The sequence below is a fragment of the Pseudactinotalea sp. genome (genome assembly GCF_048594945.1).
Lineage (GTDB): Bacteria > Actinomycetota > Actinomycetes > Actinomycetales > Beutenbergiaceae > Pseudactinotalea.
Genome location: NZ_JBMDXJ010000090.1, coordinates 1 through 26,420, shown reverse-complemented (window position 1 = coordinate 26,420; position 26,420 = coordinate 1). Strand labels below are relative to the sequence as shown.

The 26,420-nt window shown below is 69.0% G+C and carries 24 protein-coding genes and 1 pseudogene; 15 read left to right on the top strand and 10 right to left on the bottom strand.

Annotated features, from left to right (window positions below):
• A partial coding sequence (locus ACOJSN_RS04295) for a hypothetical protein (RefSeq protein WP_420111277.1) occupies window positions 1–1,913 on the bottom strand: 1,913 nt, incomplete at its 3' end.
• A gap of 170 nt (window positions 1,914–2,083) precedes the next feature.
• Between ACOJSN_RS04295 and ACOJSN_RS04290 the strand changes: the two genes are divergently transcribed.
• Both ACOJSN_RS04290 and ACOJSN_RS04285 read left to right on the top strand, forming a co-directional pair.
• On the top strand, window positions 2,084–3,001 hold the full coding sequence (locus tag ACOJSN_RS04290; RefSeq protein ID WP_420111276.1) for an NAD-dependent epimerase/dehydratase family protein: 918 nt from the start codon (window positions 2,084–2,086) through the stop codon (window positions 2,999–3,001).
• Between the two features lie 31 nt (window positions 3,002–3,032).
• Window positions 3,033–4,310: an enolase C-terminal domain-like protein gene (locus ACOJSN_RS04285; RefSeq protein ID WP_420111275.1), complete on the top strand. Its 1,278-nt coding sequence runs from the start codon at window positions 3,033–3,035 to the stop codon at window positions 4,308–4,310.
• Window positions 4,311–4,365: 55 nt separating this feature from the next.
• Here the strand turns inward: ACOJSN_RS04285 and ACOJSN_RS04280 are convergent, their stop codons facing one another.
• The 5 genes from ACOJSN_RS04280 to ACOJSN_RS04260 form a co-directional block, all read right to left on the bottom strand.
• On the bottom strand, window positions 4,366–6,630 hold the full coding sequence (locus ACOJSN_RS04280; protein ID WP_420111274.1) for a hypothetical protein: 2,265 nt from the start codon (window positions 6,628–6,630) through the stop codon (window positions 4,366–4,368).
• Between the two features lie 108 nt (window positions 6,631–6,738).
• Window positions 6,739–7,596 (bottom strand): carbohydrate ABC transporter permease, encoded by an 858-nt coding sequence (locus ACOJSN_RS04275; RefSeq protein ID WP_420111273.1) that lies wholly within the window; start codon window positions 7,594–7,596, stop codon window positions 6,739–6,741.
• Window positions 7,586–8,539, bottom strand: a complete 954-nt coding sequence (locus tag ACOJSN_RS04270) for a carbohydrate ABC transporter permease (RefSeq protein WP_420111272.1) — start codon at window positions 8,537–8,539, stop codon at window positions 7,586–7,588. Before ACOJSN_RS04270 ends, ACOJSN_RS04275 begins: the two co-directional genes overlap by 11 nt.
• A gap of 3 nt (window positions 8,540–8,542) precedes the next feature.
• Window positions 8,543–9,853, bottom strand: a complete 1,311-nt coding sequence (locus ACOJSN_RS04265; RefSeq protein WP_420111271.1) for an extracellular solute-binding protein — start codon at window positions 9,851–9,853, stop codon at window positions 8,543–8,545.
• Window positions 9,854–10,054: 201 nt separating this feature from the next.
• A complete protein-coding gene (locus ACOJSN_RS04260) occupies window positions 10,055–11,077 on the bottom strand; it encodes a LacI family DNA-binding transcriptional regulator (RefSeq protein WP_420111270.1) in 1,023 nt (340 codons plus the stop codon).
• A gap of 129 nt (window positions 11,078–11,206) precedes the next feature.
• On the opposite strand from ACOJSN_RS04260, the gene ACOJSN_RS04255 reads away from it, so the two are divergent.
• The 12 genes from ACOJSN_RS04255 (at window position 11,207) to ACOJSN_RS04200 (ending at window position 22,419) form a co-directional block, all read left to right on the top strand.
• On the top strand, window positions 11,207–12,832 hold the full coding sequence (locus ACOJSN_RS04255; RefSeq protein WP_420111269.1) for an FAD-dependent oxidoreductase: 1,626 nt from the start codon (window positions 11,207–11,209) through the stop codon (window positions 12,830–12,832).
• A 78-nt stretch (window positions 12,833–12,910) separates the two neighbouring features.
• Window positions 12,911–13,909: a LacI family DNA-binding transcriptional regulator gene (locus ACOJSN_RS04250; RefSeq protein ID WP_420111268.1), complete on the top strand. Its 999-nt coding sequence runs from the start codon at window positions 12,911–12,913 to the stop codon at window positions 13,907–13,909.
• Window positions 13,910–14,015: 106 nt separating this feature from the next.
• Complete coding sequence (locus tag ACOJSN_RS04245; protein WP_420111267.1) at window positions 14,016–15,083, top strand: LacI family DNA-binding transcriptional regulator; 1,068 nt, start codon at window positions 14,016–14,018, stop codon at window positions 15,081–15,083.
• 131 nt (window positions 15,084–15,214) lie between these two features.
• Window positions 15,215–16,453, top strand: coding sequence for a sugar ABC transporter substrate-binding protein (locus ACOJSN_RS04240; RefSeq protein WP_420111266.1), 1,239 nt, complete (start codon window positions 15,215–15,217; stop codon window positions 16,451–16,453).
• A gap of 4 nt (window positions 16,454–16,457) precedes the next feature.
• Complete coding sequence (locus ACOJSN_RS04235; protein ID WP_420111265.1) at window positions 16,458–17,417, top strand: carbohydrate ABC transporter permease; 960 nt, start codon at window positions 16,458–16,460, stop codon at window positions 17,415–17,417.
• Entirely contained in the window at window positions 17,410–18,237 is an 828-nt protein-coding gene (locus tag ACOJSN_RS04230; RefSeq protein WP_420111264.1) for a carbohydrate ABC transporter permease, read from the top strand. Before ACOJSN_RS04235 ends, ACOJSN_RS04230 begins: the two co-directional genes overlap by 8 nt.
• Window positions 18,238–18,273: 36 nt before the next feature.
• Window positions 18,274–19,095 (top strand): ThuA domain-containing protein, encoded by an 822-nt coding sequence (locus ACOJSN_RS04225; protein WP_420111263.1) that lies wholly within the window; start codon window positions 18,274–18,276, stop codon window positions 19,093–19,095.
• Window positions 19,092–20,201, top strand: coding sequence for a Gfo/Idh/MocA family protein (locus tag ACOJSN_RS04220; RefSeq protein ID WP_420111262.1), 1,110 nt, complete (start codon window positions 19,092–19,094; stop codon window positions 20,199–20,201). Before ACOJSN_RS04225 ends, ACOJSN_RS04220 begins: the two co-directional genes overlap by 4 nt.
• Before the next feature lie 64 nt (window positions 20,202–20,265).
• A complete protein-coding gene (locus tag ACOJSN_RS04215; RefSeq protein ID WP_420111261.1) occupies window positions 20,266–20,742 on the top strand; it encodes a hypothetical protein in 477 nt (158 codons plus the stop codon).
• Window positions 20,739–21,224 carry a hypothetical protein gene (locus ACOJSN_RS04210; protein WP_420111260.1) on the top strand — a complete coding sequence of 162 codons (486 nt, stop codon included), beginning with the start codon at window positions 20,739–20,741 and terminating at the stop codon, window positions 21,222–21,224. Before ACOJSN_RS04215 ends, ACOJSN_RS04210 begins: the two co-directional genes overlap by 4 nt.
• A 170-nt stretch (window positions 21,225–21,394) precedes the next feature.
• The gene (locus ACOJSN_RS04205; RefSeq protein ID WP_420111259.1) at window positions 21,395–21,778 is read left to right on the top strand and encodes a hypothetical protein; all 384 of its coding nucleotides are present in this window, start codon (window positions 21,395–21,397) and stop codon (window positions 21,776–21,778) included.
• Window positions 21,775–22,419 (top strand): VWA domain-containing protein, encoded by a 645-nt coding sequence (locus ACOJSN_RS04200; RefSeq protein ID WP_420111258.1) that lies wholly within the window; start codon window positions 21,775–21,777, stop codon window positions 22,417–22,419. The genes ACOJSN_RS04205 and ACOJSN_RS04200 overlap by 4 nt, the downstream gene beginning before the upstream one ends.
• Here the strand turns inward: ACOJSN_RS04200 and ACOJSN_RS04195 are convergent.
• Genes ACOJSN_RS04195 through ACOJSN_RS04180 form a run of 4 tightly spaced genes read right to left on the bottom strand, consistent with a single transcriptional unit; the run spans window position 22,416 to window position 25,622 of the window.
• Window positions 22,416–23,231: a hypothetical protein gene (locus tag ACOJSN_RS04195; protein ID WP_420111257.1), complete on the bottom strand. Its 816-nt coding sequence runs from the start codon at window positions 23,229–23,231 to the stop codon at window positions 22,416–22,418. The two genes, ACOJSN_RS04200 and ACOJSN_RS04195, sit on opposite strands and share 4 nt — an antisense overlap.
• Before the next feature lie 15 nt (window positions 23,232–23,246).
• Window positions 23,247–24,125: a carbohydrate ABC transporter permease gene (locus tag ACOJSN_RS04190; RefSeq protein WP_420111256.1), complete on the bottom strand. Its 879-nt coding sequence runs from the start codon at window positions 24,123–24,125 to the stop codon at window positions 23,247–23,249.
• Window positions 24,122–24,994, bottom strand: a complete 873-nt coding sequence (locus tag ACOJSN_RS04185) for a carbohydrate ABC transporter permease (protein WP_420111255.1) — start codon at window positions 24,992–24,994, stop codon at window positions 24,122–24,124. Before ACOJSN_RS04185 ends, ACOJSN_RS04190 begins: the two co-directional genes overlap by 4 nt.
• Window positions 24,995–25,034: 40 nt before the next feature.
• A complete protein-coding gene (locus tag ACOJSN_RS04180) occupies window positions 25,035–25,622 on the bottom strand; it encodes a hypothetical protein (RefSeq protein WP_420111254.1) in 588 nt (195 codons plus the stop codon).
• A gap of 114 nt (window positions 25,623–25,736) precedes the next feature.
• On the opposite strand from ACOJSN_RS04180, the pseudogene ACOJSN_RS04175 reads away from it, so the two are divergent.
• Window positions 25,737–26,420, top strand: a pseudogene (locus ACOJSN_RS04175) (glycoside hydrolase family 92 protein); the annotation flags it as partial.

Genomic DNA, 26,420 nt, shown 5'->3' with positions numbered 1-26,420 from the left:
AGGATGGCGTGCGTGTGGGTGCGTTCCGGGAAGTAGCGGCGCCCTGTCGCGGTCACGCTGACCTCGAGCTCGTGGTCCCACGCGACCTGGAGGCGGATGCTCCCGCGCGTCACGGCGAACCAGGTAGCCGTGGTGCTGACGGTGTCCTCCAGCCCGGCGGTGGTGCCGTCCGAGAAGGCGAAAGCATCGCCCTCGCGGACGAGCAACGGCACCATCTCGACGGCGGAGCCGCCAGCGGAGACCGTTCTCACCACGCCGTCGCCCAGGTGGGTCACGTCCGTGGTCACCGTGCCGGCACCACCCACGTACCGGGCCGTGAACGCGCCGGTGTGCGCGCTCAGATCGGCGGCAGGGATCACGGGCGCGTTGCCATCGAGCCCGTCGTGATAGGTAACGGGCTGGTTCGTCAGGCCGACGTCGTAGCCGCCGTCGACGACCGTGCTCCAGTGGTCATCGGCCAGGCCGTTGAAGCTCGCGATCATGCTGCCGGCAACCGGGTGCCAGAACAGTCCGGGACCGGACCGTGCCCGATCTCCGCCGCGCACCCCCGCCAGGCTCGCGAGGTAGTAGCCGGGTCGACGCACGAACAGGAGCTGCTGGTCGATCGTGCCCTCGCGGTGCTCGGTGAAGGCGCTCTCGGCCACAGGACGCCATCCGGCGAGCACCGCGTCGCGGGCCGCGGCGTCGACGTTGTCCGGGGCCTTGGGGACATGGTCGTAGAGACGTGGCGAGGTGTCACCTTTGGCGCGGGGCTCGACGGCGGTGGGGTCGCCGCTCCATGCCGCTCGCGCGGTGATCTTGTGCTCCGCAGGGGAGTGCAGGGGTGCGAGCAGCGGCACCTCGTCCACGAACACGCGCGCCAGTGCCGCGCGGTCGAGGTCGTCATCCGGTCGGACCGCATGCACGTTCGCCGCATTGCGCAGGCAGGCCTGACTCATGATCGTGAAGCCGCTGGAGTTGGGCTCGGGGAGCAGCACGTACTGCGCGAAGTCCGCCCACCGCCGCACGTGCTCGACGATCAGCGGGTTCTGCGTCTGGGTGTACAGGTCGCCGAGATCGGGCAGAGCGACCGAGGAGTTGTACCCGAAGTCGAAGCCCAACGGCTCGTGGAAGTACCCGGCCGGCGCCTGGCTGTGCTCGATGAAGTACGCGATCCGGTCGGCGAGGTCAGTGGAGATCGAGGGGTCCTCGAGCACCGTCGCGGCATGGCCCACTCCCGCGAGGCCGCCCGCGAGCTGGTTGTGCACCTGGATCGGGAGGTTCCACGGCGCGTAGGAGGTGTTCATGAGCCAGGCTGCCGCGGCGCGCATCGCCGTCGCCATCTCGCCGCGGCGTGCGGGCAGCAGATCGAGCGAGGCGAGGTCGCGGCAGGTGTGGGAGAGCGAGACGAGGCCGAAGCCGGTCGTGGCCAGTGACTCCGACTCGTAGGTCACGGGCCACGCTCCTCGCGGCCCCTGCAGGGAGAGGTAGTAGCCGAGAGCGGCATCCAGCCGGGCCTCGAGGTTCGCGTCGAGGTAGTACGGGTTCCACGTTCGTTCGTGCGTGAGGAACCAGGCGAGCGTGGCGACGTGCTCCATGATCCGCGAGTTGATCGGATCGTTCGGGGTGCGCCACCAGCCATCCTCCATCCAGCCGAAGAGCTCCGGATCGTCATCGACCACGCTGTTCGCGAGCGGCGCGAGGATCATCAGGTACGACCCGAGCACCTGTTCGTTCGGCGCGAACAGCGTGCGATCCGGCGCACCGGCAGGCAGCGGCGTGACCAGCGGGAGCACCGTTCCTTCGGACGTGGCCTGTGCGGGCCTCTGGCCGCTGAGTGCGACGGAGCCGGCCACCAGACCGGCAGCGCCGATCCCGAGGAGCGCACGCCGTGAGATCGGCGGGAGGCTGGGCTGGGGCTGGCGATTGCGCATCTCGACTCCATCGTCGGCCCGCGGGTCTGGGCTGCGGGCGGTGGGACGCCGCGAGTGACGCGACGTTGTGTCAGGCTAGCCAGAGGGTGCCCGTTCCGTCTAGAGTTTCATCGCAAGTTCTCCGAAAAATCCCGGGAGCTGTTCTTGGGTCTCGATGAGGAGTCGTTCGCATGAGTGCAATAGTGCCGGGTCTGAGCTGGTCGGACGTCGACCTCGACGAGCTGTCGGCGCCGCTGCCGTCACGCGTGCTGGTCACCGGCGCAGGCGGATCGATCGGAGGCGATGTCGTCGGCCTGCTGCACGCCTACGGTGCGGTCGTGACGGCGTTGTCGGACTCGTGGCGGCGGCCGAGCCCTGCCGCTCGCGTCATCACCGCCGATGCCACCGACGAGGGCGAGATGAGGAATGCGCTCGAGGGCACCGATGCGGTCGTGCACCTGGCCGCGATCCCGGGCGCCGAGCTTGCTGAGCCCTACCAGGGCTACCGCATCAACACCGACTCGACCTTCAACGTGCTGGTGGCGGCCGGCGAGCTGGGCCTGCGGCGCGCCGTGATCGCGAGCAGCATCAACGCCTTCGGAGTCCCCGCCAACCGCCATGAGCTGCTCCCGGCGTACTTCCCGATCGACGAGGAGATCCCGCGCGAGCTCGATGACTGGTATTCGCTCTCCAAAGCCAGTGACGAGCTCAGCGCACAGATGGCCGCCAGCCACTGGGGCATGACCGTGGTCGCACTCCGGTTCCCGCTCACCTCGCTGCCCTCGCAGATTCGCGCGCGGACGCACCCGCTGCGGCATCGGCAGATCCGTGAAGGCTGGTCCTACCTGGACCGGCGAGACGCGGCACGCGCGGTGGTCCACGCTCTCGTCGCACCGCTCACCGGTGCGCATGTGATCGGCCTCTCCGCAGCGGACACCTTCCGCGAGGAGCCGACTACCGACCTGCTGGACCAATACGCACCGGGCGTGCTCCGCCGTCGGGCATTCATGGGCCGCGAGGCCCTGATCGACACCACTCGAGCACGCGACCTGCTCGGGTTCGTGCCACGTCACACGTGCTCAGAGCCCGACCCCGAACTGATCCCGTGACCGATCCTCTGCCACGACAAGGAGCCTCCCGATGACCCAGCACGCGACCGAGCAACCCGCCACCTTCCGCCAACCGTGGGAGGCTCCCGACGACGTCCGCATCACCGGCGTGCGGGCCATCGTGACGGCACCGTACGGCCCGGCACTGGTGGTCGTGCGGGTGGACACCTCCGAGCCGGGCCTGTACGGGCTCGGGTGCGCGACCTTCACGCAGCGGTGGAAGGCCGTGGTCACCTATGTCGAGGAGCATCTCGCGCGGCTGGTGATCGGGCGGTATCCGGGTGACATCGGCGACCTGGTGCGGTTGGCGAAGTTCTCCTCCTACTGGCGTGAAGGCCCGGTCGGCAACAACGCGATCTCCGGCCTCGACGAGGCGCTGTGGGACATCGCGGGCAAGCGCGCCGGCATGCCTGTGCACGAACTGCTAGGTGGCAAGGTGCGTGCGGCCGCGGACACCTACGTCCACAGCGCCGGCGCCGACATCGCGCGCGCGGTCGAGCAGGCGCAGCAGAAGATCGACGCCGGCTGGAGGCATGTGCGCATGCAGGTCTCGCAGCCTGGAGCCGGCACCTATGGTTCGGCGCTGCTCGATGGTGACACCGCCGCCGGCGCCCCCTATCCGCGCGGCTGGCAGGTCGCGGAGTACCTTCGCCTGGTTCCGCGCCTGTTCGAGGCGGCCCGCGAACAGCTGGGGGACGAGGTCGAGCTGCTGCATGACGTGCACTCGCGGCTGACACCGAAGCAGGCGGTGACGCTTGCGCGCGCCTTGGAGCCGTATCGTCTGTTCTTCCTCGAGGACGTGCTGCCGCCCGAGCACTGGGACGCGCTGCCGCAGGTGCGTGCGGCGTCACCGGTGCCGTTGGCGGTGGGCGAGCTGACGACCTCGGTCACCGACGCCGCGCGCCAGATCCTGGGCGGCGGCGTGGACCTCATCCGCTCGCACGTATCCGCCATCGGCGGTGTGACGCCCGCACGCAAGCTCGCGGCAGCCGCAGAGCTGGTGGGCGTGCGAACGGCGTGGCACGCACCGGGCGACACCTCCCCGATCGGGGTGGCGGCCAGTGTGGCGCTGGATGTCACGAGCCCGGCGTTCGGGATCCAGGAATGCCACATCTTCGACGAGCTGACGCACGACATCTTCCCCGGCACGATCGCTCCGGTGAACGGCTGGCTGACCCCCAACGACAGCCCCGGCTGGGGGATCGACCTCGACGAGGACCTCGCTCGCCGGCACCCGCCCGAGCTGTCGACGTTCGATGCCTGGGCGGCCGGCGTGCGCGGGCTCGACGGCGGGCTGCTGGCCCCGTGATCTCACCCGGCGTCCGAGGACGCGGGGTTATATCACGCCGGGCAGCTCCGGGCGGCTAGATCTCGAAGCGCCGGGTCGCGACCCGGACCCGGCCCTCGCCGCATGTGGTGGCCACCGCGACACCGGGTGCCGGCAGCCGCCGCTGGTTCCGGAAGAGGCGGTAGCCGCTGGCGCCGGGAGCGAGAGCCCGGAAGGTCTCCCTGCCCGATGCGCTCACCACCCGGATATCGACCGGCTCGTGGTCGAGGTTGATCACATGCAGGGCGGTGTGGTGGGCGCCATCGCGCTCGACGGTGTGCGACGTCACCCCGAACGCCACGCGCTCGCCCACCACCTCGGTGAGATCGACCGCCGTGAGCTCGGTGGTCAGCTCACCGGCGAAGCTGACCGTGAGGATCCGCTGCGATCGAGTGCCGTTCAGGAACGAGGTGGAGGTCGGCGCGTACGTGGCCTCCCACTCCGCACCCCAGTTGATGACCAGCCGGACGTCGCCCCTGGTGACCGTGAGGCCCGAGGCGACCGTGATCGTCTGCTCGTCGTACGGGGCCGGGGTACCGTCGAGGAAGGCGACCTCATCCTCTGGTCCGACGATCAGCGGGATGCGCTCACGCGAGGCTCCCGTGGTGGTCATCGAGCGCCGGAGACCGTCCTGCCAGTGGCTGACGTCGGTGGTGACGGCGGCGTCCGCGGTCACGTAGCGCGTGGTGAACACGCCCGCGAAACCGGTGAGGTCGTGGGGTGCGATCACCGCGCCGGACGTGTCGTCGCCGACGTGGTGCACGGCCGTGACCTCGCTGCGCGAGGTGGCGGTACCGGCGACGTCGTCCACCGTGGTCCAGTCGTCGGGGCCCGAGCTGTTGAGCGAGAGCACGAACATGCCCGCCTCTGGATGCCAGAACGCGTTGGTGCCCAGCCGTTGGCTCGCATACGGACGCACGCCGTAGGCCGCGGCGGTGTAGCAACCCGGGCGGCGGACGAACGCGTACTGCTGATCGAGTGTGCCCCGCCGCAGCTGGGTGAAGGCGTTCTCGCGGAGGTACGGAAGGTCGGCCACGCGAGCGTCACGCTCGGCTGTGCTCACGCCGTCGGGCGCGACCGGCACGTGCATGTACAGGCGCGCGGAGGAGTCCTGCTTCTCACGTGGCTGCACAGGTTCTGGGTCCTGCGCCCAGGCGGCCCGGCTGGCCTGCTTCTCCGCCGCCGTCGCATAGAACGCCCCGAGCGCGGGGACCTGCTCCAGCAGCGCTCGTCCCAGCGCGCTCCGGTCGAGATCGTCCTCGGGGGTCGTGGTGAACGTCGGCAGCACACCCCGGCCGCTCGTTGCGGACAGCACGAAGCCCTGCGGCTGGCCCGGCTCCATCACCACGATGTATCCGAACCACTCGGCGAACCGCCGGGCGAGCTCGACGGCGGAGGGGTCCTGGGTCTGCTCGTAGATGTGCCCGACGTCAGGCAGCATGACCGTGAAGTTGTACCCGGCATCAGGGGTCAGCGGCTCGTTGAAGAAGCCGGCAGGCGCCTGTCCGTGCTCGAGGAGCGCCGCCATCCGGTCCGAGAGCGAGGCCGCCATCGCGGCGTCGTTCATCACGGTGGCGGCTTGCGCCACACCCGCCAGGCCGGCGATGACCTGGTTCACGTATCGCACGGGCAGGTTCCAGTGCGGGCGGTCGAGGTCGACCAACCATGCGCTGCTCGCCCGCAGTGCGGTCTCGATCTCGCCGCGACGCTCGGGCAACTCGTCCACGCTGAGGAGATCGCGCAGCACTGCCGACTGCGCAACCGTACCGAACCCGGTCGGGGACAGGTGATGCTCGGTGGGCGAGTACTCAGGGTAGGAACCGTCGTCGTGCTGGAGCGCGAGGTAGTAGCCGAGGGCGGCATCGAGGCGGCCGAGAAGGTTCGGGTCCAGGTAGTACGGGTTCCAGGCGCGCTCGTGGGAGTAGAACCAGGACAGCGTGGCGACGTGCTCCATGATCCGGGCGTTGAACGGTTCGTTGGGCAGCCGCTGCCAGCCATCCTCCATCCAGCCGAACAGCTCCTCGTCGTCGTCGATCACGCTGTTGGCCAAGGGGGACAGGATCATCAGGTAGGCCGCAAACACCTGCTCGTTCTCGGCGAACAGGGCCCGGTCCGGTGCGCCGTCCGGCAGCGGGTCAACCAGCGGCAGCACGGTGCCCTCGGAGGTGGCGAACGAGGGTGCGGCGGTGCCCAGCTGCGCGATGAGTGCTGCCGCCGAGGCGGCACCCACCCCGCCGAGGAATCCGCGTCTGGTCAGGGGCGGCAGCCCCAGGGGTGTGCGGCCGATGTGGTCGGTGGTCATCGTTGACTCCTTCGGTGAAGCGACCGGCATCAAGGCGTACGCAACCCGGCGGCGGCCGATCGGTGCGGCGCCGGGAGCGGTCTTCGGGAGGGGGCGTCGTGGGTGCGATCAGCCCTTCAGACCAGTCCGCGACAGTCCTTCCACGAACTGTCGTTGAGCAAACAGGAAGACGATGATCACGGGGATCACCGTGAGGGCGGTGGCACCGATCTGGGTGTTGTAGATCGGCTCGCCGTAGCCATCCTGGTAGCGCGTGAGCGCCAGGCTCACGGGGAACAGCTCCTCGCTGCGCAAGAAGATCAGCGGCTCGAAGTACATGTTGAAGGCGGCCAGGAACTTCATGATGGCCACCGCCGAGATGGCCGGGCCGGCCAGCGGCATCGCGATCCGGGCGAAGATGCCGAGCCGGCCAAGGCCGTCGAGCCTGCCCGCCTCCTCCAGCTCCCCCGGGAGCGAGAGGAAGAACTGCCGGAAGATGAACACGCTGACGACCGCGCCGGGGCCGAAGATCGGGATGAGGATCAGCGGCCAGTGTGTGTTCATCCAGCCCAGTTCGGCGACCCACCGGAAGATCGGGATGATCGCGACCTCGCCGGGGATGAACATGCCGGACATCAGCACGAGGAACACCTTGCCCGAGAGCGGGAACCTGATCCGTGCGAACGCGTAGCCGGCGAGCGATCCGACCAGCACCGAGCCGACCGTGACGATCGCCGCGATGTAGAGCGAGTTCAGGTACTGGCGCGCGAACGGCATCACCGTGAAGATCTTCGAGACGCCTTCGAGCGTCCAGTCGTTCGGGAACAGCGTGGGCGGGATGGCGAAGATCTCGTTCGCCGGCTTGAAGGCGGACAGCACCATCCACAGCAGCGGGTAGACGAACGGGATGCTGAGCGCGATCAGCAGCACGTACAGCACCACGCGGGAGACGATCCGGCGGGTGCTGGGCGATGTCTCAGACCTCATCGTGCACCCACCGCTTCCTGGTGCTCCACTGCAGCACGGCGAGCCCGAGCATCACGAAGAACAGCAGCACGCCGATCGCCGAGGCGTAGCCGAAGTCCTGCTGCACGAACGCGGTGCGGTAGAGCAGGTAGGAGATCACGGTGGTGGAGCGGCCAGGTCCGCCCTCGGTGAGGATCTGAATCGGCGCGAACACGTCCATCGCTCCGACCATCGTGAGCATCGTCACGAGCAGGATCGTCGGTGTCATCAGCGGCAGCGTGATCGACCGGAACACGCGGGTCGCGCGGGCACCGTCGATGCGCGCTGCCTCCTTCAGCTCGGAGGGCACGTTCTGCAGTGCCGCCAGGAACAGGATCATGTTCATGCCGACGCCCTTGAAGACCTGGATCACGACGACGGTGGGAAGCGCGAGCGAGGCGTCACGCAGCCAGTTCGGGCCGGTGATGCCGAAGGTCGCGAGGACGCCGTTGATTCCTCCGTTGCTGGCGACCAGGAAGTTCCAGATCAGCACCCACGCGACCGTGGAGACGATCACGGGGGAGAAGAAGAAGGTGCGGAAGGTCGTGGTGCCGGGGAGCTTCTGGTTGAGCAGGATCGCCAGCCCCATGGCGAGGGTGACGTTGAGGACCATCAGGAGCGCCGCGAACTGGAAGGTGGTGAGCAGCGATCCCCACACGTCGCCGTCGGACAGGAGCCGCGTGAAGTTCTCGCTGCCCACCCACGTGAACTGCCCTGTCAGCGGCTGCCAGTCGTGCAGGGCGTACCAGACCACATAGCCGAACGGCACCAGCCCGAGCACGATCGCTCCGATGAGGACCGGTGCGACGAAGACCATGCCGATCGCGGCGTCGATGCGCGCCAGCCGCTTGCTGGTGCCGCCGCCCGGAGCCGGGGGGCGAGGTGTGCCACCGCCCCCCGGCAGCCGTGAGGTCTGGGTGCTCACGCGTCAGGCGCCAAGGAGGGCCTGAGCGGCGTCGTTGGCAGCGGTCAGCGCAGCCTCGACATCGGCGTCGGCGGTCCACAAGGCGTCGAGGGCGATGCGCACCGGGTCGCTGATCTCACTCATCTTCGGATTGCCCGGCTTGGTCACGGCAGCCGAGGCCTGGTCGATGATCGTGCCCTGCAGCTGCTCCTCCGTCAGAGCCGGCGCCGCGGCGGCGAGGGTCTCCACGTTCAGCAGCGAGGTGCGCGGCGGCGGGAAGAACTGCGCGAGCAACCTCGAGTTGTCGGGGTTGGTGAAGAACGCCAGGAAGTCGGCCGCGATCTCAGGGTTCGGGCCTTGGGTGAGCACCCCGACGCCGCCCTGGCCCACGACCGGGACGGTCCCGGCCGGGCCCTCGGGCAGCGGCAGGAAGTCCCAGGCGAACCCGGCCTCGGCGAGTCCGGTCGAGGCTGACAGCTGCGACATCCGCGTGGCGATCTGCCCGGTGGCGAAGTCGTACTCCTCGCCTGGCGCGATGATGGCCAGGTTCGCGTAGACCTGGTCGTGGTACCAGGTGAAGAACTCGACCATCTCCTCGGACGTGAAGGTCGCGGTGGCGCCGTCCTCGGACCAGGCGCTGGCGCCCCAGGACAACCACATCGGCGCGAGGGCGTCGTTCCAGGCGGTCGCGGCATCAGCGGGCGGTTGGAAGCCGGCCACGCCCTGGCTCGCCGCTGTCGCTGCGGCGATCTCCATCAGTGTGTCCCAGGTCCAGTCACCGCTGGCGATCAGGTCACGCGGATCGGGCTGACCTGCCGCTGCCAGCAGATCGTTGTTGACGTAGATCCCGAACGGGCTGTTGGAGAACGGGTAGCCGTGCAGACCGTCGTCGGAGCTCCACAGGCCGATCGCGCCGGGAATCAGATCGTCGTACTCGTAGCCCTCGGCGGCCTCGAAGGCGGGGGTGAGGTTCGTGAACACCCCAGCCGCGACGAACTGGGCGGCGAAGGACTCCATCGCCCACGCCATGTCGGGTGCCTCGTTGCCGGCGATCTGGGTGGTGAGCGCGTCGACATACCCGTCCGCGAGCGCCTCGAAGGAGACGGCGCTGACCTTGTCCGGGTTGGCCTCGATATAGGCGTCGGCGATCTGATTGAAGATCGCGTGGTGGCCGTCGTTGGCCGACCACACGGTCATACGGAGCTCGACCGGGCCATCCGGTGCGTCACCGCCGCCGCCGTCGTTGTCGGTGCTGCAGGAGGCCAGCGTCAGGCCGGCCAGACCAGCGGCGGGAACGGCTGCCAGCAGGGCGCGGCGCGTGATGGGTCGTGTCATGTCTAGGTCCTCTCGGGACGCCGTCGTCATCCCCGACCTCGATGTCCGGGGTGCAGCGCGGGCTGCGGTCACGACAGTAGTGCGACCCAGCGAAACTGTCTAGAGAAGTTCACAAGAATTTTCGACGACGTGTGGACGCGCGCCGGCGACAACGAACGGGACGGCTCGCGGTGCCGCCGTCCGCCTGAGTCGTGCCGCGACTCAGCCCGCTGGCGTGGCCGTCGAGCCTCGGACGACCAGGCGAGTGGCCAGCTCCGTGTGCAGGGCGTGGTCCGGCGAGCCATCTGAGATGAGCGCGGCGATCGTCTGGACTGCGACGGCGCCCATCTGATCGAGCGGCTGTCGCACGGTGGTCAGCGGCGGCGCGGAGACCTGGGCCATGATCAGGTCGTCGAAGCCGATCACGCTGAGGTCTTCAGGCACGCGCAGTCCGAGTCGTCGCGCTGCCTCGATCACACCGAGCGCCGGGAGGTCGGACGCGGCGAATACGGCGGTGGGGCGGGCGGGCCGGCGGAGCAGTTCCGTGCCCAGCTCGAGGCCGGAGTCGTAGGTGAAGTCACCATCGAGCACCATGGACTCGTCGAGGTCGATGCTCGCGGCAGCCATGGCAGCGCGGAAGCCGGAGACGCGCGCACGGCTGGCCATCGCCTCGGGGAAGCCGGTCAGCATCGCAATCCGGGTGTGCCCCAGGCCCAGCAGGTGCTCGGTTGCCTGCAGTCCACCGGCCCAGTTCGTTGCGCCGACGCTGGTCGTGGACTCGTCGGGCCGGTTCAGCGGGTCGATCGCGACGACCTCGAGACCGTGCGAGCGGAACCGCGCCCTCTCATCGTCGTCCAGCACCGAGGTGAGGGCGATCACACCACGCCGTCCGGCGGCATGGATCTCGTCGATCCAGCGGTGGTCGGGGGCGTTGTCGGGGTAGCGCGACACCGAGATGTCGAGGCCGGTCGAGGCTGCGGCGTCGATGATCCCGCGCAGCACGTCCAGCGTGAGCGGGTTGTACATGTCGCGCGTGATCAGCTCGACCGGGATGAGCGACCCGCGGCGCTTGCGGGTTGCCACGTAGCCGCGCTCGGCGAGGATTCGCTCCACCCGCTCGCGAGTGGCGTCGGAGACGTCGACGCCACCGTTGGCGACCTTGGAGACCGTCGAGATCGACACGCCGGCGATCCTGGCGACCTCGGCCAAGGAGGGCTTCTTGCGCCGACGCGCCGGTCCAGCCATCTGTGCCTCTCCTCGATCTTCGCCGGTCTCAGCCGACGCGGCGCCGAAACCTTAGCAAGAATTCTACGAAAACATAGTAGTGTCCTCGACAGGTCAATCGGACCCTACTCGACGGAGAGCGACAGACTCATGGAACTCCAGGCAGATGTGGCGATCATCGGAGGCGGGGTCGGGGGTGTCTCGGCCGCGCTGGCAGCGCTGCGAGCGGGCAAACGGGTCGTCATGACCGACCCGACCAGGTGGCTCGGCGGGCAGCTGACCAGCCAGCTCGTGCCATCGGATGAGCACCGCTACATCGAAGATGACGGCGCCAATGCCTCGTACCGAGAGTTCCGGGACGCTCTGCGTGGCTACTACCGATCCCACTTCCCGCTGACCGAGACCGCCAAGGCCGACCCTCATCTGAATCCCGGGCATGCGTGGGTGAGTCCGATCAGCCTCGACCCGCGGGTGATCGTCAACGTGATCGAGGAGTTGCTGCAGCCCTACCGCTCGGCCGATCGGCTGGTGGTGCTGATGGAGAGCGAACCGATCGCGGTCGAGACCAGCGCCGACCGCGTCACCGCGGTCACCGTGCGGACGGCGGCGGGGGTCGAGCACGCGCTCACGGCCCCGTACTTCCTGGACGCGACGGAGCTCGGCGACCTGCTCGAGCTGGGCGGGATCGAGCACGTCGCTGGCCGCGAGTCGCAGGAGATGACCGGTGAGCCGGGCGCCTGGCCGACCGCCGATCCCACCGACATGCAGGGCGTGAGCTGGTGCTTCGCCGTCGACCATCTCGAGGGTGAGGACCACACGATCGATCGCCCCGCAGACTACGAGTACTGGCGCGACCTGAAGCCGCACCAGCTCGACGGGCGCAACATCCTCAGCATGGGGAACGACCTCGATGCCACCGGGCAGCCGGTCCGGCCCGATGGCACACCGGGCAAGCGGTGGTCGCTCACACCGAACCTCGATGACGACGTGATCGACCTCGATCACCGCAACATGGGCGCGTGGAACGAGCTGTGGAACTACCGCCGGATCGCAGCCAGGCGGCAGTTCACGCCGGGCTTCTACCGCTCCGATGTGGTGGTCGTGAACTGGCCGATGAACGACTATGTGGGCGGACCGCTGTTCGGCGTGCCGGATGCCGCGCACCACTGGGACCAGGCGAAGGCGCTCTCGCGCGCGCTGCTGTACTGGCTGCAGACCGATGCTCCCCGCGCGGACGGCGGCACGGGCTGGCCCGGCCTGCGGCTGCGCGCCGACGTGGCGGGCACCGAGGATGGCTTCGCGATGTACCCGTACATCCGGGAGTCCCGCCGGCTGCAGGCGCTGCACACGATCGTCGAGCAGGAGGTCTCGACGACGTATCGCGGCGAGGGTGGCGCCGAGCGGTATCCGGACACGGTCGGCGTTGGCCACTACTTCTGGATCGATCGCCACCACACCACCGGCGACGGTCGCGGCACAGGCGGACTGCCGCACCCGTTCGAGATCCCGCTGCGCTCGATGATCCCGGTCCGGATACGCAACGTGCTCCCGGCGTGCAAGAACATCGGCACCACCCAGATCACGAATGGCTGCTACCGGCTGCACCCGGTCGAGTGGAGCATCGGCGAGGCCGCCGGCGCACTGGCCAGCTACTGCCTGGACAACGCGACCGAGCCTCATGCGGTGGTCGAGAGCACGACGGCGGTCGCCGAGTTCCAGCGCCATCTCACCGAGCGCGGTGTCCAGCTCCGTTGGGACGACAGCAAGCGCTGGTAGGTCCAGCAGCGCTCCGCCCGTGTTGCCAGGGCAGCAGGCGCGCCCTACGCTGCGGCCGATGCGTGAGCGGGTGCGGCGATGACACAGCAGCGGGAGCCACAGCGCGGCGCTGCCCGGGTGACCCGCGCGGATGTGGCCAAGCGGGCGGGGGTGAGCACCGCCGTCGTCTCCTACACGCTGAACGGCACCAAGAAGGTGTCGGAGGCGACGCAGGCGCGGGTGCTCGAGGCCGTTCGTGCGCTCGGCTACCGCCCGAACGCGGCGGCGCGGGCGCTCAAGCTCGGGAGCATGGCGCAGCTCGGGCTGATCGTGCCCGGCGTGCTCAACCGCTTCTTCGCGGACCTGACCGATCAGGTTGAGCAGGTCGCGGCGGCGCACGGCCTGGCGCTGATGGTCACGAGTGCGCGTCACGGCATGGCCAGCGCGATCGGACACCTGGCAGCGCGGCAGGTGGACGGCGTGCTGATCGCTACCGATGTCGAGGCTGCCGACCTCACGCCACTCGCCACGCTCGGCATCCCCGCAGTGGTGCTGGAGAAGCGGCTCGACGGCGTCGCGTGCGTCCGCGCCGATCGTTACCAGGGTGCCCGGGTCGCCGTGGAGCATCTGCTCTGGCACGGGCATCGCCGCGTCGCGTTCGTGGGCCCGAACGAGGGCGGACGGCGGCAGGCGTGGATCGACGCGAGCTCGGCAGCCGGGTTGGCCGCCGAGCCGATGGTCACCTCCGACTTCACCCGCGAGGGTGGTTATCGGGCGGGCGCGGCGTTGGCGGCGGCCCCGGACCGGCCGACGGCGGTGTTCGTCAGTTCCGACGAGCAGGCGATCGGGGTGCTGCTCGCGCTGCACGAGGCTGGTGTGCGGGTGCCTGACGACATCGCGGTCGCCTCGTTCGACGGGTCCCAGGAGAGCGCGTACTGCTGGCCCCCGCTCACCACCGCTGCGCAGCCGCTCGCCGCGATGGTGCGGATCGCCGTGGACCACCTCGTGGCGCCGGGTTCTGGACCTCTCGACGTCAAGCTCCCGACCGAGCTGATCGTGCGGAGCAGCTGCGGTTGCGCGCCCTCGACCGCCGCGTAGGCACCAGCTAGGCGGCTGGTCCTCATCCGGCACGGACCAGTCGGTTCGTCGTTGCCGCTCCCTAGCTCCTTGCTGCCTGTCACACAGTCGCCTATGATCATCATCGATGCGTATCGACGACGAACGATCGAAGGTCGACGATGTCGGCCCGGCTGTTCCGCGCCGTCGAACCACCCCGACGAGCAAGGACGTCGCACGGGCCGCAGGCGTCTCGCAGAGCACCGTCTCCTACGTGATGAGCGGCAAGCGGCCGATCTCGGACGCCACCCGCAGGCTCGTGCTCGACGCGATCGACGAGCTCACGTACGAGCCGCACTCCGGGGCGCGGGCGTTGGCCGGACACCGCAGCAACGTGGTGGGTCTGGTGATCCCGTTTCACGACCCGGACGCGGCGAACGGCCTGATGTCGTTCACCGAAGAGATCGCGATCAATGCGCGGCGCAGCGACTACGACGTGCTGCTCCTGACTGCCGCCGAGGGGCCGGCCAGTTTGGCCCGCGTGCAGCGGCGCGCGATGTGCGATGCCGCGATCGTCATGGAGATCACCACGCAGGACCCGCGTGCCGATGTCGCTCGCGACCTCGACATGCCAGTGATCTTCATCGGTGTGCCTGGGGACCATGCCGGGCTGCACTGCATCGACTTCGACTTCGAGACGGCGGCCGCGCTGCTGGTCGACGAGCTCGCCGAAGCCGGCCACTCCGAGATCGCGGTGCTCGGCTGGATGCAGGAGCGCATCGACCTGGGGATCAACTACATCCCCCGGTTCCGCGAGCGTGCGGAGGCGCGGGCGCACACCCGTGGCGTCGCGCTGCGGTGGCACACCTCGCCACACTCCCGGCAGGGCGTCGAGGAGTACCTCGACGCCGTGCTCGGTCCCGACGGTGGCCCGCACCCTGGGTTGCTGACCGTCCACAGTCCTCACGACGTGGGGGCGGCGCTCGCGCAGCGCGGTCTCGTCCCCGGTCGTGATCTTGACGTCGTCTCGTTGTGTACCGACGTCGAAGCGGAGATGCAGCCGGTGCCTCCCACGGCGGTCTCCACCCAACCCCGGGACGTCTCCCGGCAAGCGATGGCATGGCTGATCGAGTTGCTCGACGGCGATGCCTCACCCGAGCTACGTCTGGTCGAGGCGAGCCTCACCCGCCGCGGCTCCGTACGCACGAGTCGCTGAGATCCGGCGCTCGCGCGTGAATCCATGTCCGTCATCGATGCGTATCGACAAGATTGCCCCAACGAGTTCCGAGGTCGGCACAGGAGCCGGCACACCGACCCCACGAGGGCGTGGGAGAGAGAAGGAATGACATGAAGAAGATCACCAGGACCGCGATCGTGATCGCGGCAGCCGCACCGTTGCTGCTCGTCGCCGCGTGCGGTGGGGGAGGAGGAGGCGGAGGCGGCAACGGTGAGGGCGGCGGCGGTGACGCCGTCGAGCTCCACGTGCTCGACTACTACAACAACGACCCGAACAAGACAGCGTGGCAAGGCGTGCTGGATGGGTGCGCCGACGAGGTGGGCGCCACTCTCAATCGAGAGACGGTGCCCGGCGGCGACCTGATCCCCAAGGTGCTGCAGATGAGTTCCTCGCGCACTCTTCCGGACGTGCTGATGCTCGACAACCCAGAGGTGCAGCAGATCGCGGCGAGCGGCGCTCTCGCACCGTTGTCCCAGTTCGGCCTCGATCCCGGCGCCATCACGCCGCAGGTGCTCTCAGCCTCGACCTACGAGGACGAGCTCTACGCGCTGCAGCCCGTCACGAACACGATCGCGCTCTTCTACAACACCGAGATCCTCGACGAGGCTGGAGTCGAGCCACCCACGACCTGGGATGAGTTGAAGGATGCCGCGGCGGCACTGACCGAGGGAGACCGGTACGGCCTGGCCCTCTCGGCGATCAACACCTATGAGGGAACGTGGCAGTTCTTGCCCTTCATGTGGTCCAACGGCGGCGACGAGGCTGACATCGCCACACCCGAGGTGGCGGGCGCCCTGCAATTGTGGAAGGACCTGCTGGACGCCGGTTCGATGTCGCAGTCCGTGGTCACCTGGTCGCAGGGTGATGTCGGAGACCAGTTCTCCGCCGGCAATGCAGCGATGATGGTCAACGGACCCTGGAACTTCGGCAGCCTCGCGGAGAACCCTGACCTCGAGTACGGGATCGTGCCGATCCCGACGCCCGCGGCGGGGGGCACCACGGTCTCACCGTTCGGTGGCGAGGCGTGGGCCGTGCCGCAGACCGGGGATGGGGCCACCATGGAGGTCGCAGCGCAGTTCGTGCAGTGCCTCGTGGGTGAGGAGGCTGTGGTCGACGCCGCCGTCGGGACCAACACGGTGCCCACCGACCCGGCACTGACCGACGCCGTGGTGGAGCAGGTGCCGAACCTGGAGTCGTTCGCGGTGCAGGTGCCGGACCTGCGCGCTCGCACCGGTCAGCTCGGTGAGGACTGGCCGGCGCAGGCCACCGCCATCTACGAGGCCGTGCAGAACGCGCTCGTGGGCGGGATGAGCCCGGAGGATGCGCTCGAGCAGGCGCAGAACGGCTGATCACGTGACCTCCACAACGGTGGCGACCGGGCCCGGCGGGATCTCCCCGCCGGGCGCGGCGCCGCGCCCGCGCAGACGCGGTCCGCGCCGTGGGCGCCTGGTGCAGGTGGCCTTCCTTGTTCCCGCCGTGGTCTACCTGGTGCTGTTCTTCGGTTACCCGGTGATCAAGAACGTCCTGATGGGCTTCCAGGAGTACACCACCCGCACCTTCTACACCGGTGAGGCACCGTGGGTCGGCCTGACGAACTACGTCACGGCGATCACGGACCCCGTGTTCGACCGGGCTCTGCTCAATACCGGCCTGTTCACGGTGGGCTCGATCGCCGGCCAGTTCACGATCGGTCTGCTGATCGCGCTGTTCTTCCATCGGCGCTTTCCGCTCTCGGGTGTGCTTCGCTCGCTCCTGCTGCTGCCGTGGCTGATCCCGATGATCGCCGCCTCGGCGGTGTGGCGATGGATCCTCGACACCGACAACGGCGTGCTCAACCGTACGCTCGACGTGCTGCCGTTCATCGACTCCCGACCCGCCTGGCTGACCTCGACCACTCTCGCGTTGGTGGCCGTGATCGTCGTGAACATCTGGCTGGGGATCCCCTTCAACGCCACGATCCTCTACGGCGGTCTGCAGGAGATCCCCGAGGAGCTGTACGAGGCCGGCTCGCTCGACGGCGCCACGGGCGCCCGCGCGTTCTGGTACATCACGTGGCCGATGCTGCGCGGCGTGGTCACCGTGGTGCTCGTGCTCGGTGTGGTGTACACGCTGAAGGTGCTCGACGTGATCCTCGGCCTCACCAACGGTGGGCCAGCCAATGCGACCCAGACGATCTCGACGTTCTCGTACCACATGTCGTTCCGCGAGTTCGACTTCGGGGTTGGGGCAGCGCTCGGCAACATCCTGGTGCTGATCTCGCTCGTGTTCGCCATCGCCTACTTGCGCCTCAACCGGCGCCGGGTCGATGAGTAGGGCGCCTGCCGCTCCCAGGCGGCTCGGTCACACGATCCTGGGCGTGGTCATCATCGCGGTCATGCTCTTCCCGCTCTACTGGATGCTCAACGTGTCGCTGCAGCCGGCGGGTAATGCGGCAGCGACACCGTGGTTGCCGTTCGAGTTCTCACTACGGGGCTATCAGACGGCGCTGGCTGAGCAGGGCGGCAACTTGGTCACCAGCCTGGTGGTCAGCCTCGGCGCCGTGCTGCTCACGCTGCTGATCGCGGCACCGGCAGCGTACGCGCTGGCACACTTCCGCTTCGGGAAGTGGGTCGTGGTGTTCCTGTTCGGTGTCCTCACCACGCAGATGGTGCCGGGCATCGTGGTCGCCAACGCGCTCTACAGCGCCTACAGCGATCTCGGCCTCCTCAACACCTACCCCGGTCTGATCCTGGCCGACTCGGCGGCCGGCATCCCGTTCTCGATCATCCTCATGCGCGCCTTCATGATGGGGATACCGCCCTCGATCGTGGAAGCGGCCTACGTCGACGGCGCTGGTCCGGTTCGCGCGTTCGTCTCGGTGGTCCTTCCGATCAGTCGCAATGCGCTGATCACCTCCGCGCTGTTCACGTTCCTGTTCGCGTGGGGTGACTTCCTGTTTGCGCTCACCCTGACGACGAGCGAGACGATGCGCCCGATCACGCTCGGTCTGTACAGCTACATCGGTGGTTTCGTGAACGACTGGTCGCCGATCATGGCAACCGCCGTGCTGTCCTCACTGCCGGCGATCGCGCTGCTGATCGTCGCCCAACGCTACGTCGCCGCCGGCGTCACAGGCGGCTCCGTGAAGTCCTAGTTCGTTCCGCATCATCAACCTGAGGAGAATGACGTCATGACAGAACCCATCCGCGTGCTCGTCTGGGGAGAGAACCGCCATGAGCAGCTCGAGCCGACTGTGGCCGAGCGGTACCCCGACGGCATGCACGGTGCCATCGCGCAGGGCATCGAGGCGAACCTCGGTGACCGGGCACGGGTGCGCACCACCACGATGGACGAGCCGGAGCACGGCCTCACCGAGGAGGTGCTTGCCGACACCGATGTGCTGATCTGGTGGGGGCATGCCGCCCACGGCGAGGTTGACGACGAGGTGGTCGAACGAGCCCACCGCCACGTGCTTGAGGGCATGGGCCTGATCGTGCTGCACTCCGGCCACTGGTCGAAGTTGTTCATGAAGCTGATGGGCACCACCTGCACGCTGCGCTGGCGCGCCGAGCACGACCGCGCGCTGGTGTGGACGGTCGACCCCACCCACCCGATCGCTCAGGGCATCCCGCACCCGATGATCATCGAGGAGGCCGAGATGTACGGGGAGCACTTCGACATCCCCGCGCCCGATGAGCTGGTGTTCATTTCCTCCTTCAGCGGCGGCGAGGTGTTCCGTTCGGGCTGCACCTTCAAGCGTGGCTACGGGAAGATCTTCTACTTCCAGCCCGGTGACCAGGAGTACCCCACGTACTTCCACGAGGGCGTGCGGAAGGTGATCTCGAACGCCGTCGAGTGGGCGCAGACCCTGCGTCCCGAGCGCACGATCCCGGTGCTGCTGCGCTACGACACGGACGACTTCTACAACGGTCAGGGTTACCAGGGCGCCCTCAGTGCGGAGGCAGCGGCCGCCGCCGAGCAGCTCGCGGCCCAGGGAGCGGGCGAGGAGTGAGCGGACCGTTGCGCCTGCTCCAGGTGGGGGCCGGTGGCATGGGCCGGGCCTGGCTCAGCACGATTGCGGCGAACCCCGACGCGATACTCGTCGGGCTCGTCGACCTCGACCCCGAGGTGGCGGCGGCTGCACTGGCCGCTGCGCCCGAGGGCGTCGCCGACGGCGACGTCGTGGTGGGTGCCGACCTCGGCGAGGTGATCCGCACGACCGAGGCCGACGCCGTCGTCGATGTCGCGATCCCAGCAGCCCACCACCCGATCACGACGACGGCGCTCTTCGCCGGTCTCGACGTGCTCGGCGAGAAGCCGGTCACCGAGTCGGTGGCGGAGGCGCTCTCGCTGGTGGCGGCGACGCAGGTGACCGGGCGGCGGTTCGTGGTCAGCCAGTCGCGCCGCTTCAACCAGCAGGCGTTCCAGTTCCGCGCGCAAGCGCGAAAGCTGGGCGTCGCGGGCACACTCGCGTGCGAGTTCTTCAAGGGTCCGCACTTCGGCGGGTTCCGCGAGGAGATGCCGCAGCCGCTGCTGGTTGACATGGCGATCCATCAGTTCGACCTGGCCAGGTTCGTGCTGGACGCCGACCCGATCGCCGTCTACGCGGAGTCCTTCAACCCGCCATGGAGCTGGTTCGACGGGGACGCCTCGGCCGTGGCCACCTTCGAGCTGAGCGACGGCGTGCGCTTCAGCTACACCGGATCGTGGTGCGCGCCAGGGCTGGAGACCTCATGGAACGGGTCGTGGCGGCTGTCCGCCGAAGGCGGCTCGACGCGCTGGAGCGGTGACGACGCACCCGTGCTGGAATCGCTGGAACCGCTCGAGGTGCCCGAGGTGCCGGATCCGGGGCAGGAGCTCACAGGTTCGCTGCGGGCGTTCGTGGCGGGTATCCGCGACGGAGCGCCCATGATGTGCGACGCAGCCGACAACGTGCTGAGCCTGGCGATGGTCGAGGCGGCGGTGGAGTCGGCGAGCACGGGCCAGCGCGTGCTGATCGACGACGTCCTCGAGCACGCACACGCGGCCGCGCTGGCCGCCGAGCGACGCGACGACGTCCGCGCCGCGCTCGCCGCCTGGCCCTCCGTCCGGGAAGGGCTCGGGGCAGCGGCAGCCTGACGATGTCGGGTGCGGCGGTGCACGAAACCTGCCGCACCCGGCGCCTGGCTGCCTACAGTGGAGCATGGCGACCTGGGCGAGGCGGGCGAGCATGCTGGCTGCAGCGGTATTCCTGACGGCGGGTCTGGCCGCCTGCCAGGGGCAGGACGAGGGGCGCAGCCCGGACCCGGGAGATGGTGACGCCACGACCCTCACACCGAGCGACGAACCGACCGACGGCGAGCCGACCGACGAAACCGATCCGTCGTCGTCGGGGCCCACCGATGACCGGCTCGACGCGGCCGTGACCGACCTGGCTGGACGGCTCGACGTGAGCGTCGACGACGTGACTGCGGGTCCGCTGGAGGAAGTCACCTGGAGCGACGGCTCGATCGGCTGCCCAGCTCCGGGCCAGAGCTACACGCAGGCGCTGGTGCCCGGCGCGAGGGCGACCCTCACCGTCGACGGGACCGAGTACGCCTATCACGGCGAGGGCGAGGAGCCGCTGTTCTACTGCGAGCAGCCGATCGATCCGGCCGAGCCCGGCGCCGAGACCTCGTGAGGCAAGCCAGCGGCCCGAGCGCGCTGGGGCGCTCACCGCTGGTGATCGGGGCGATGGTGCTCGCCGTGCTCGCGGTGGTCGTCATCGTCTCGGACCGCACCGGAGGCGAGGCCGGTGCTGCCTACGGCGCCGACAACGGCGCGGACTGCGTTGCGGTCCATCCCGACGGCCTCCGCGAGGCCGATTGGGCGTTCGACGGGGTGGTGACGGGCACCGGTCCGAGCGTCTCGGACCGCGCGGGCGCGGTCCTCGGCTACACGGGCGTCACCTTCGAGGTTCGCGAGTGGTTCGCCGGTGGGTCGGGTGCGGAGGTGACGGTGGACCTCAGCAGCCGTCCCTCGATCGGGACCCGGCTTTTGGTGGCGGGGGCTGCCCGCTGGGGTGGCCAGCCGCTCGACGCACCCGTCTCCTGGCAGGGCTGCGGGTTCGTCCGCTACTTCGACCCCGACCTCGCCGACGCCTGGCGCACCACCTTCCCCTGACTCGCCCCACCCGCCGATTTCACTGACGAGACGTCACCCCAACGATTTCACTGACGATTCGTCACGCAGCGTCTCGTCAGTGAAATCGGGCTGGTGACGTTTCGTCAGTGACATCGCGAGGATGGCCGCACACGATGCGGGGCCGCAGTTTGTGCGGTAGGATGGATGGCATGCCACTCGACCGCGCCGCCCTCGCGGCCATCCGGAACGCGCTCGATCGTGCTGAGCGCGCCGATCAGGCTGCCTGTGCGCTTCCGCTGCTGCGGGAAGCTGCCGACAGGTTGACCGAGCTGCTCGACGGCTCGATGGCACAGGCCGTGCTCGACGACGGCGACACCCTGCGCGCAGCGGGACAGAAGGCGGGGCTCAGCGAGAACGCTGTCGGTCCGCGGCTCGCCAGGACCCCGGCGCTCGCCGCGTACGCCAACGCCGATGGCCGTGTCACTGCCGCCGGCGTGGAGCGCGCCCGCTACGACCTCGAGACCGGCACACCCCGCGCAGCCGCGCAACCGCCGAAGCCCATGCGCTTCACCCCCCGAAGGAGGACGCCATGACCCGTTCCGACCTCACCCACCTGTACTTCCTGCTCGACCGCTCCGGGTCGATGCAGTCGATCAAGACCGATACCGAGGGCGGCTTCGACGCCTTCATCACCGAGCAGCGCGAGTCGGTGGACGGCGAGTGCCGCGTGACGCTCGCGCAGTTCGACAACTCCTACGAGCTCGTCTACTCCGACAAGCCGCTGGCGGAGGTGCCGCCGCTCGACCTCGCCCCGCGCGGCTCGACCGCACTCCTCGACGCGATGGGCCGGATGATCACCGACGCGGGCGCGACGCTAGCCGCGCTGCCCGAGGACCAGCGGCCCGGGACCGTGATCGTGGCCGTGATGACCGACGGTCACGAGAATGCGTCGAAGGAGTGGACGCACCCGGCGATCAAGTCGCTGGTCGAGCAGCAGACGAACGCCTACCGCTGGCAGTTCCTCTACATGGGCGCGGACCAGGACGCGATCGAGGTGGGCCGCTCGATGGGCGTGAGCGCCGAGCACTCGGTCACCTACGGCCGCGGCAAGGCCCGCGAGGCGATGGCAGCCACGTCGGCGAAGGTCGCCGGCCTGCGCGCCGCCCGGGTAGCGAACCCGGCCGCGATGGCGCCGGGCTACACCCAGGCCGAGCGCGACGACCTGGCGCGCTAGCTGTTCTCGACGGTCAACGCGGCGAGGACGTCGTCGAAGTCGACCGGCTCCTCACCCACCTGGCACGAGTAGTTGACCGAGATGCCCATGCCGGTGTCAGGCATGTGCCGGAAGGCGAAGCCACCCCAGAACATCGGGCCGTTCTCATCGCGCCGGAACTCGAGCTCGACCACGTGGAGCTCGAGCTGGCCGCCTCCCTCGATGGCGACGTTCGCGCTGCCTTCGGCGTCGATGACGGTCACGTCGGAGCGTTCGGCCTCGTAGAACTCGACGAGCTCGACGGCGTTCCAGGAGGTCGCCTGCGCGTCGTTGTCGACCGTGTCGCCGGCGAGCTCGTATCGGGACAGCCCGATGTAGCACGACGGGTGGTGATCCCAGCGGGGGTAGTCGGCGTCGTCATCGGCCACCTCGAACCCGGCCGGCGGATCGAGGTGCAGCGCCACGGTTGCCGGATCGAACGTGGCGTTGGTGAGCAGCGGGATGAGTTCGCCGGTCGGGTCATCCGTGGTCGGGTCGTCGGTCGGCGGCGGCTGCGTCGTGGTGCCATCGGTGGGGTCGTCGCCGGGTCGGGTCAGGTCGAGCGCGAACACGACGACCACGGCGACGACGAGCAGTCCCACCACCCCGGACAGGACCCAGACCAGGGGTCTGCGCCTGGGGCCCTGCGGCGGCGGCCACTGCCCCTGCGGCGATGGGCCCTGCTGCGGCGCGGGCTGCCACTGCTGTTGAGGCGGCGCACCCGACCACGTCTGGTCCGGGCTCGGGTACTGCGGGCCGGGCTGCTGCTCCGGTCCGGGTGGTGGTGTGGTCATGGCGATCCCATGGTCTCAGCGCACCCCGGTGACCCCGAGGCTGGAGGTGATCTGCTTCTGGAAGATGAGGAACAGGATCACCAGCGGCGCGAGGGCGATCGTGGTCGCCGCCATCACCAGCGTCCAGTTGCCGTTGTACTGGGTCTGCAGAGCCGCCGTAGCGACCGTGATCACGTGCCACTCGGGCCGAGGCGCGATGACCAGGGGCCACATGAAGTTGTTCCACTGACTCACCACGGTGATGAGCAACAGCGTCGCGAGGATCGGCTTGTTCATCGGCACCATGATCTGCCAGAGCCGCCGCATCACGCCGGCGCCGTCGATGCGGGCGGCGTCCAGCACGTCCGAGGGCGTGGACCGGAAGTTCTCGCGCAGCAGGAAGATCGCATACGGCGACCCGAACATGAACGGCACCACCAGACCGGCGAACGAGTTCTTGAGCCCGAGCGAGGTCATCATCGAGTACAGCGGGATGATCGTGACCACAGCGGGGATCATCAGCGTGGAGATGTACACCCAGAAGATCGCGTCGCGCCCGGGGAACTCCAGCTGGGCAAAGGCGTAGGCGGCGAGGATCGACGTCAGCATCTGCCCGACCACGAGCACCAGCACCACCTGCGCGGTCACCGCGATCGGCACCACGAAGTCGTACCGCTCGCCGAACAGCGACACGTAGTTCTCGACCGTGGCCGGGTCCGGGAGGGTCAACGGCGAGCTGGTGTTGAACTGCCTCGGCGTCTTCACCGACGTCATCACCGAGAACACGAACGGTGCCACCATCAGCACCGCCCCGGCGAGCAGGAACCCGTAGGTCAGCACGTTCGCGAACAGGCGAGCGGCACCCGCCGAGCGCAACGCGCTCGGGGTGCGGGACGCCGTCGGGACCTCACTCATGACATGTCATAGGTGATCCGGCGCCGGAAGTAGCGCTGCTGGATGAGCGTGATGGTGACCAGCACCACGAACAGGACCACGGCCATCGCGGCGGCGCGACCCAGGCGCAGACCGACGAACGCCTCGTCGTAGATGCGGGAGGCGATGACGTCGGTGGAGAACCGCGGCCCGCCGCCCGTCATGGCGTAGACCGAGTCGAACACCTGAAAGCTCGAGATGATCGAGGTGACGGTCACGAAGAACATCGTGGGCCGTAGCAGCGGCAACGTGATCGACCAGAGCGTGCGGGCCGGCCCGGCGCCGTCGAGCTTCGCCGCTTCGTACACCGAGATCGGGATCTGCTGCAGCCCGGCGAGGAAGAACAGCGAGATGTACCCGACCGTGGACCACACCTGCACGAACGCGACCGCCGGCAGCGCGAGGTCCACGTCGGCGAGCCACTCGATGCGGCGGCCCAGGATCGCGTTGAGCGCCCCGTTCGTCGGGTCGAGGATCCACCGCCACACCACACCGAGCGCGAGCGGCGCACACACCCACGGCAGCACGTACAGCACACGCAACCAGCTCGTGCCGGGCAGTTTCCGATTGATCGCGACCGCGAGCAGCAGCCCGATCGCGATCGAGGCCGGGATCGTCATCACCGTGAAGACCAGCGTGACCAGCAGCGAGTTCCTGAATCGGTCCCAGCCCAGGATGTAGGCGTAGTTCTGGAGTCCGAACCACTCGGGTGCGCTGATGAGGTTGTACCGGGTCAGGCTCAGCGCGAGCACGATGAGCACCGGCAGCAGCAGGAACACGCCGACCCCGACGAAGCTGGGGATCAGCAGCAGGTAGCCGGCACGCGCCTCGACCCGCTGCCGTGCGTTCATGCCACCTCCTCCGCCTGGTGCGGGGAAGCCTAGTGCTGCCTCAGCTCTGTGCGCGGAGCCAGGCGCGCGAGCCGGAGCTCATCAGCAGCGCGACCGCGATCGCGACCCAGATGAGCCCGACCAGAACACCGCCCTGGCCCTGGATCAGACTGAGCACGGAGAGCAGCGCGTAGATGCCGCCGATCACCGTCAGACCTATGGCGGCCCAGTACTTGCCCTTGAGCGTGAGGATCCCGAAGACCAGCACCAGCACGCCGATGATGAGGACGACGATCCCCAGCCCGGCGAACAGTCCGGCCGCCTCGGCGGGCAGCCCGGCCTGGGCGAACACCTCAGGGTCGGATCCCATACCTCCGACGATGAGGAACAGGATCCCGAGCAGGATCGCGACCGCACCACCGATGATCGCCATCACGGCGCCACCGGTCACGGAGCCGGGGCGGGGTGCTGGAGGCCCTCCCCACGCGGCGCCGCCGTACCCAGGCTGACCGGGGGCCCCGTAGGGCGGCGGCTGCCCGTAGCCCGGCTGCGGCGTGCTCGGCGTCGGAGCGCCGTAACCCGGTCCGGGCGGCGGCGGGGGCGGGGTGCCCGGGTTGTTGTTGCTCGGGGGCTGCTGTCCGTAGGTCATCGGTCGTCCTCCTGGTCGGGTTCCTCTCTCGAGGGTAGAGGTCCCGCACCCGCGCCGGGTCGACAGAACTCCCCACGGGCGGCCAGTGGTGTGGCGAGGTGGTGGGATAGAGCCATGAGCGACGCAGCGACGATCGACCGCGAGAGCCCGGCATCGACGATCACCGGTCGGCCTGGCGTCGGGATCATCAATCCCGTCCCGTGGCGGGTGCGCGTGCCGCGCGGCGACGGCCTGGTGCGCGTTCGTCTCGACGCGGGTCTTGAGCGCCGGGTGCTCGCGCCCGGCGACGAGCTGCGCTGGGTGGTGCTCCCGCAGGGACTTCCCGACGGCGTCCCGGACGTCAGCGGGCTCGCCGCCTTGGAAGATCTATGGGCTGGCACCGCTGTCGCGGTGGATCTCGTGCTCGACGGCGCCGCGCGTCTCTCGGAGTCGGATCTCACCGATCAGTACGGGGCTCGGGTGGATGCCGACGCCCAGGGCGCGGCCCGCCGGACCTGGGTGGATCAGTGGAACCTTCGTCGGGTGCGTCTGGATGCGCTGGCGGGGCGCCGTGTGGCCGATGTGGAGGTGGTGGTGCGGGCCAGCGCTGCGCGCGATCTGGTGATCTATCTCGACGGCGTGAGCATCCGCCCTGCGGAGGCGGTCGGCGAGACGCCGCTGGACCGGGTGCGCACCACCCGTGGCTCGCACAGCACCCACGCCTTCTCGCGCGGTAACAACGCGCCGCTGGTCGGTGTGCCGCACGGCTGCCTCTACGCGGTCCCGATGACCGATGCCGACTCGCGCCGCTGGGTCTAC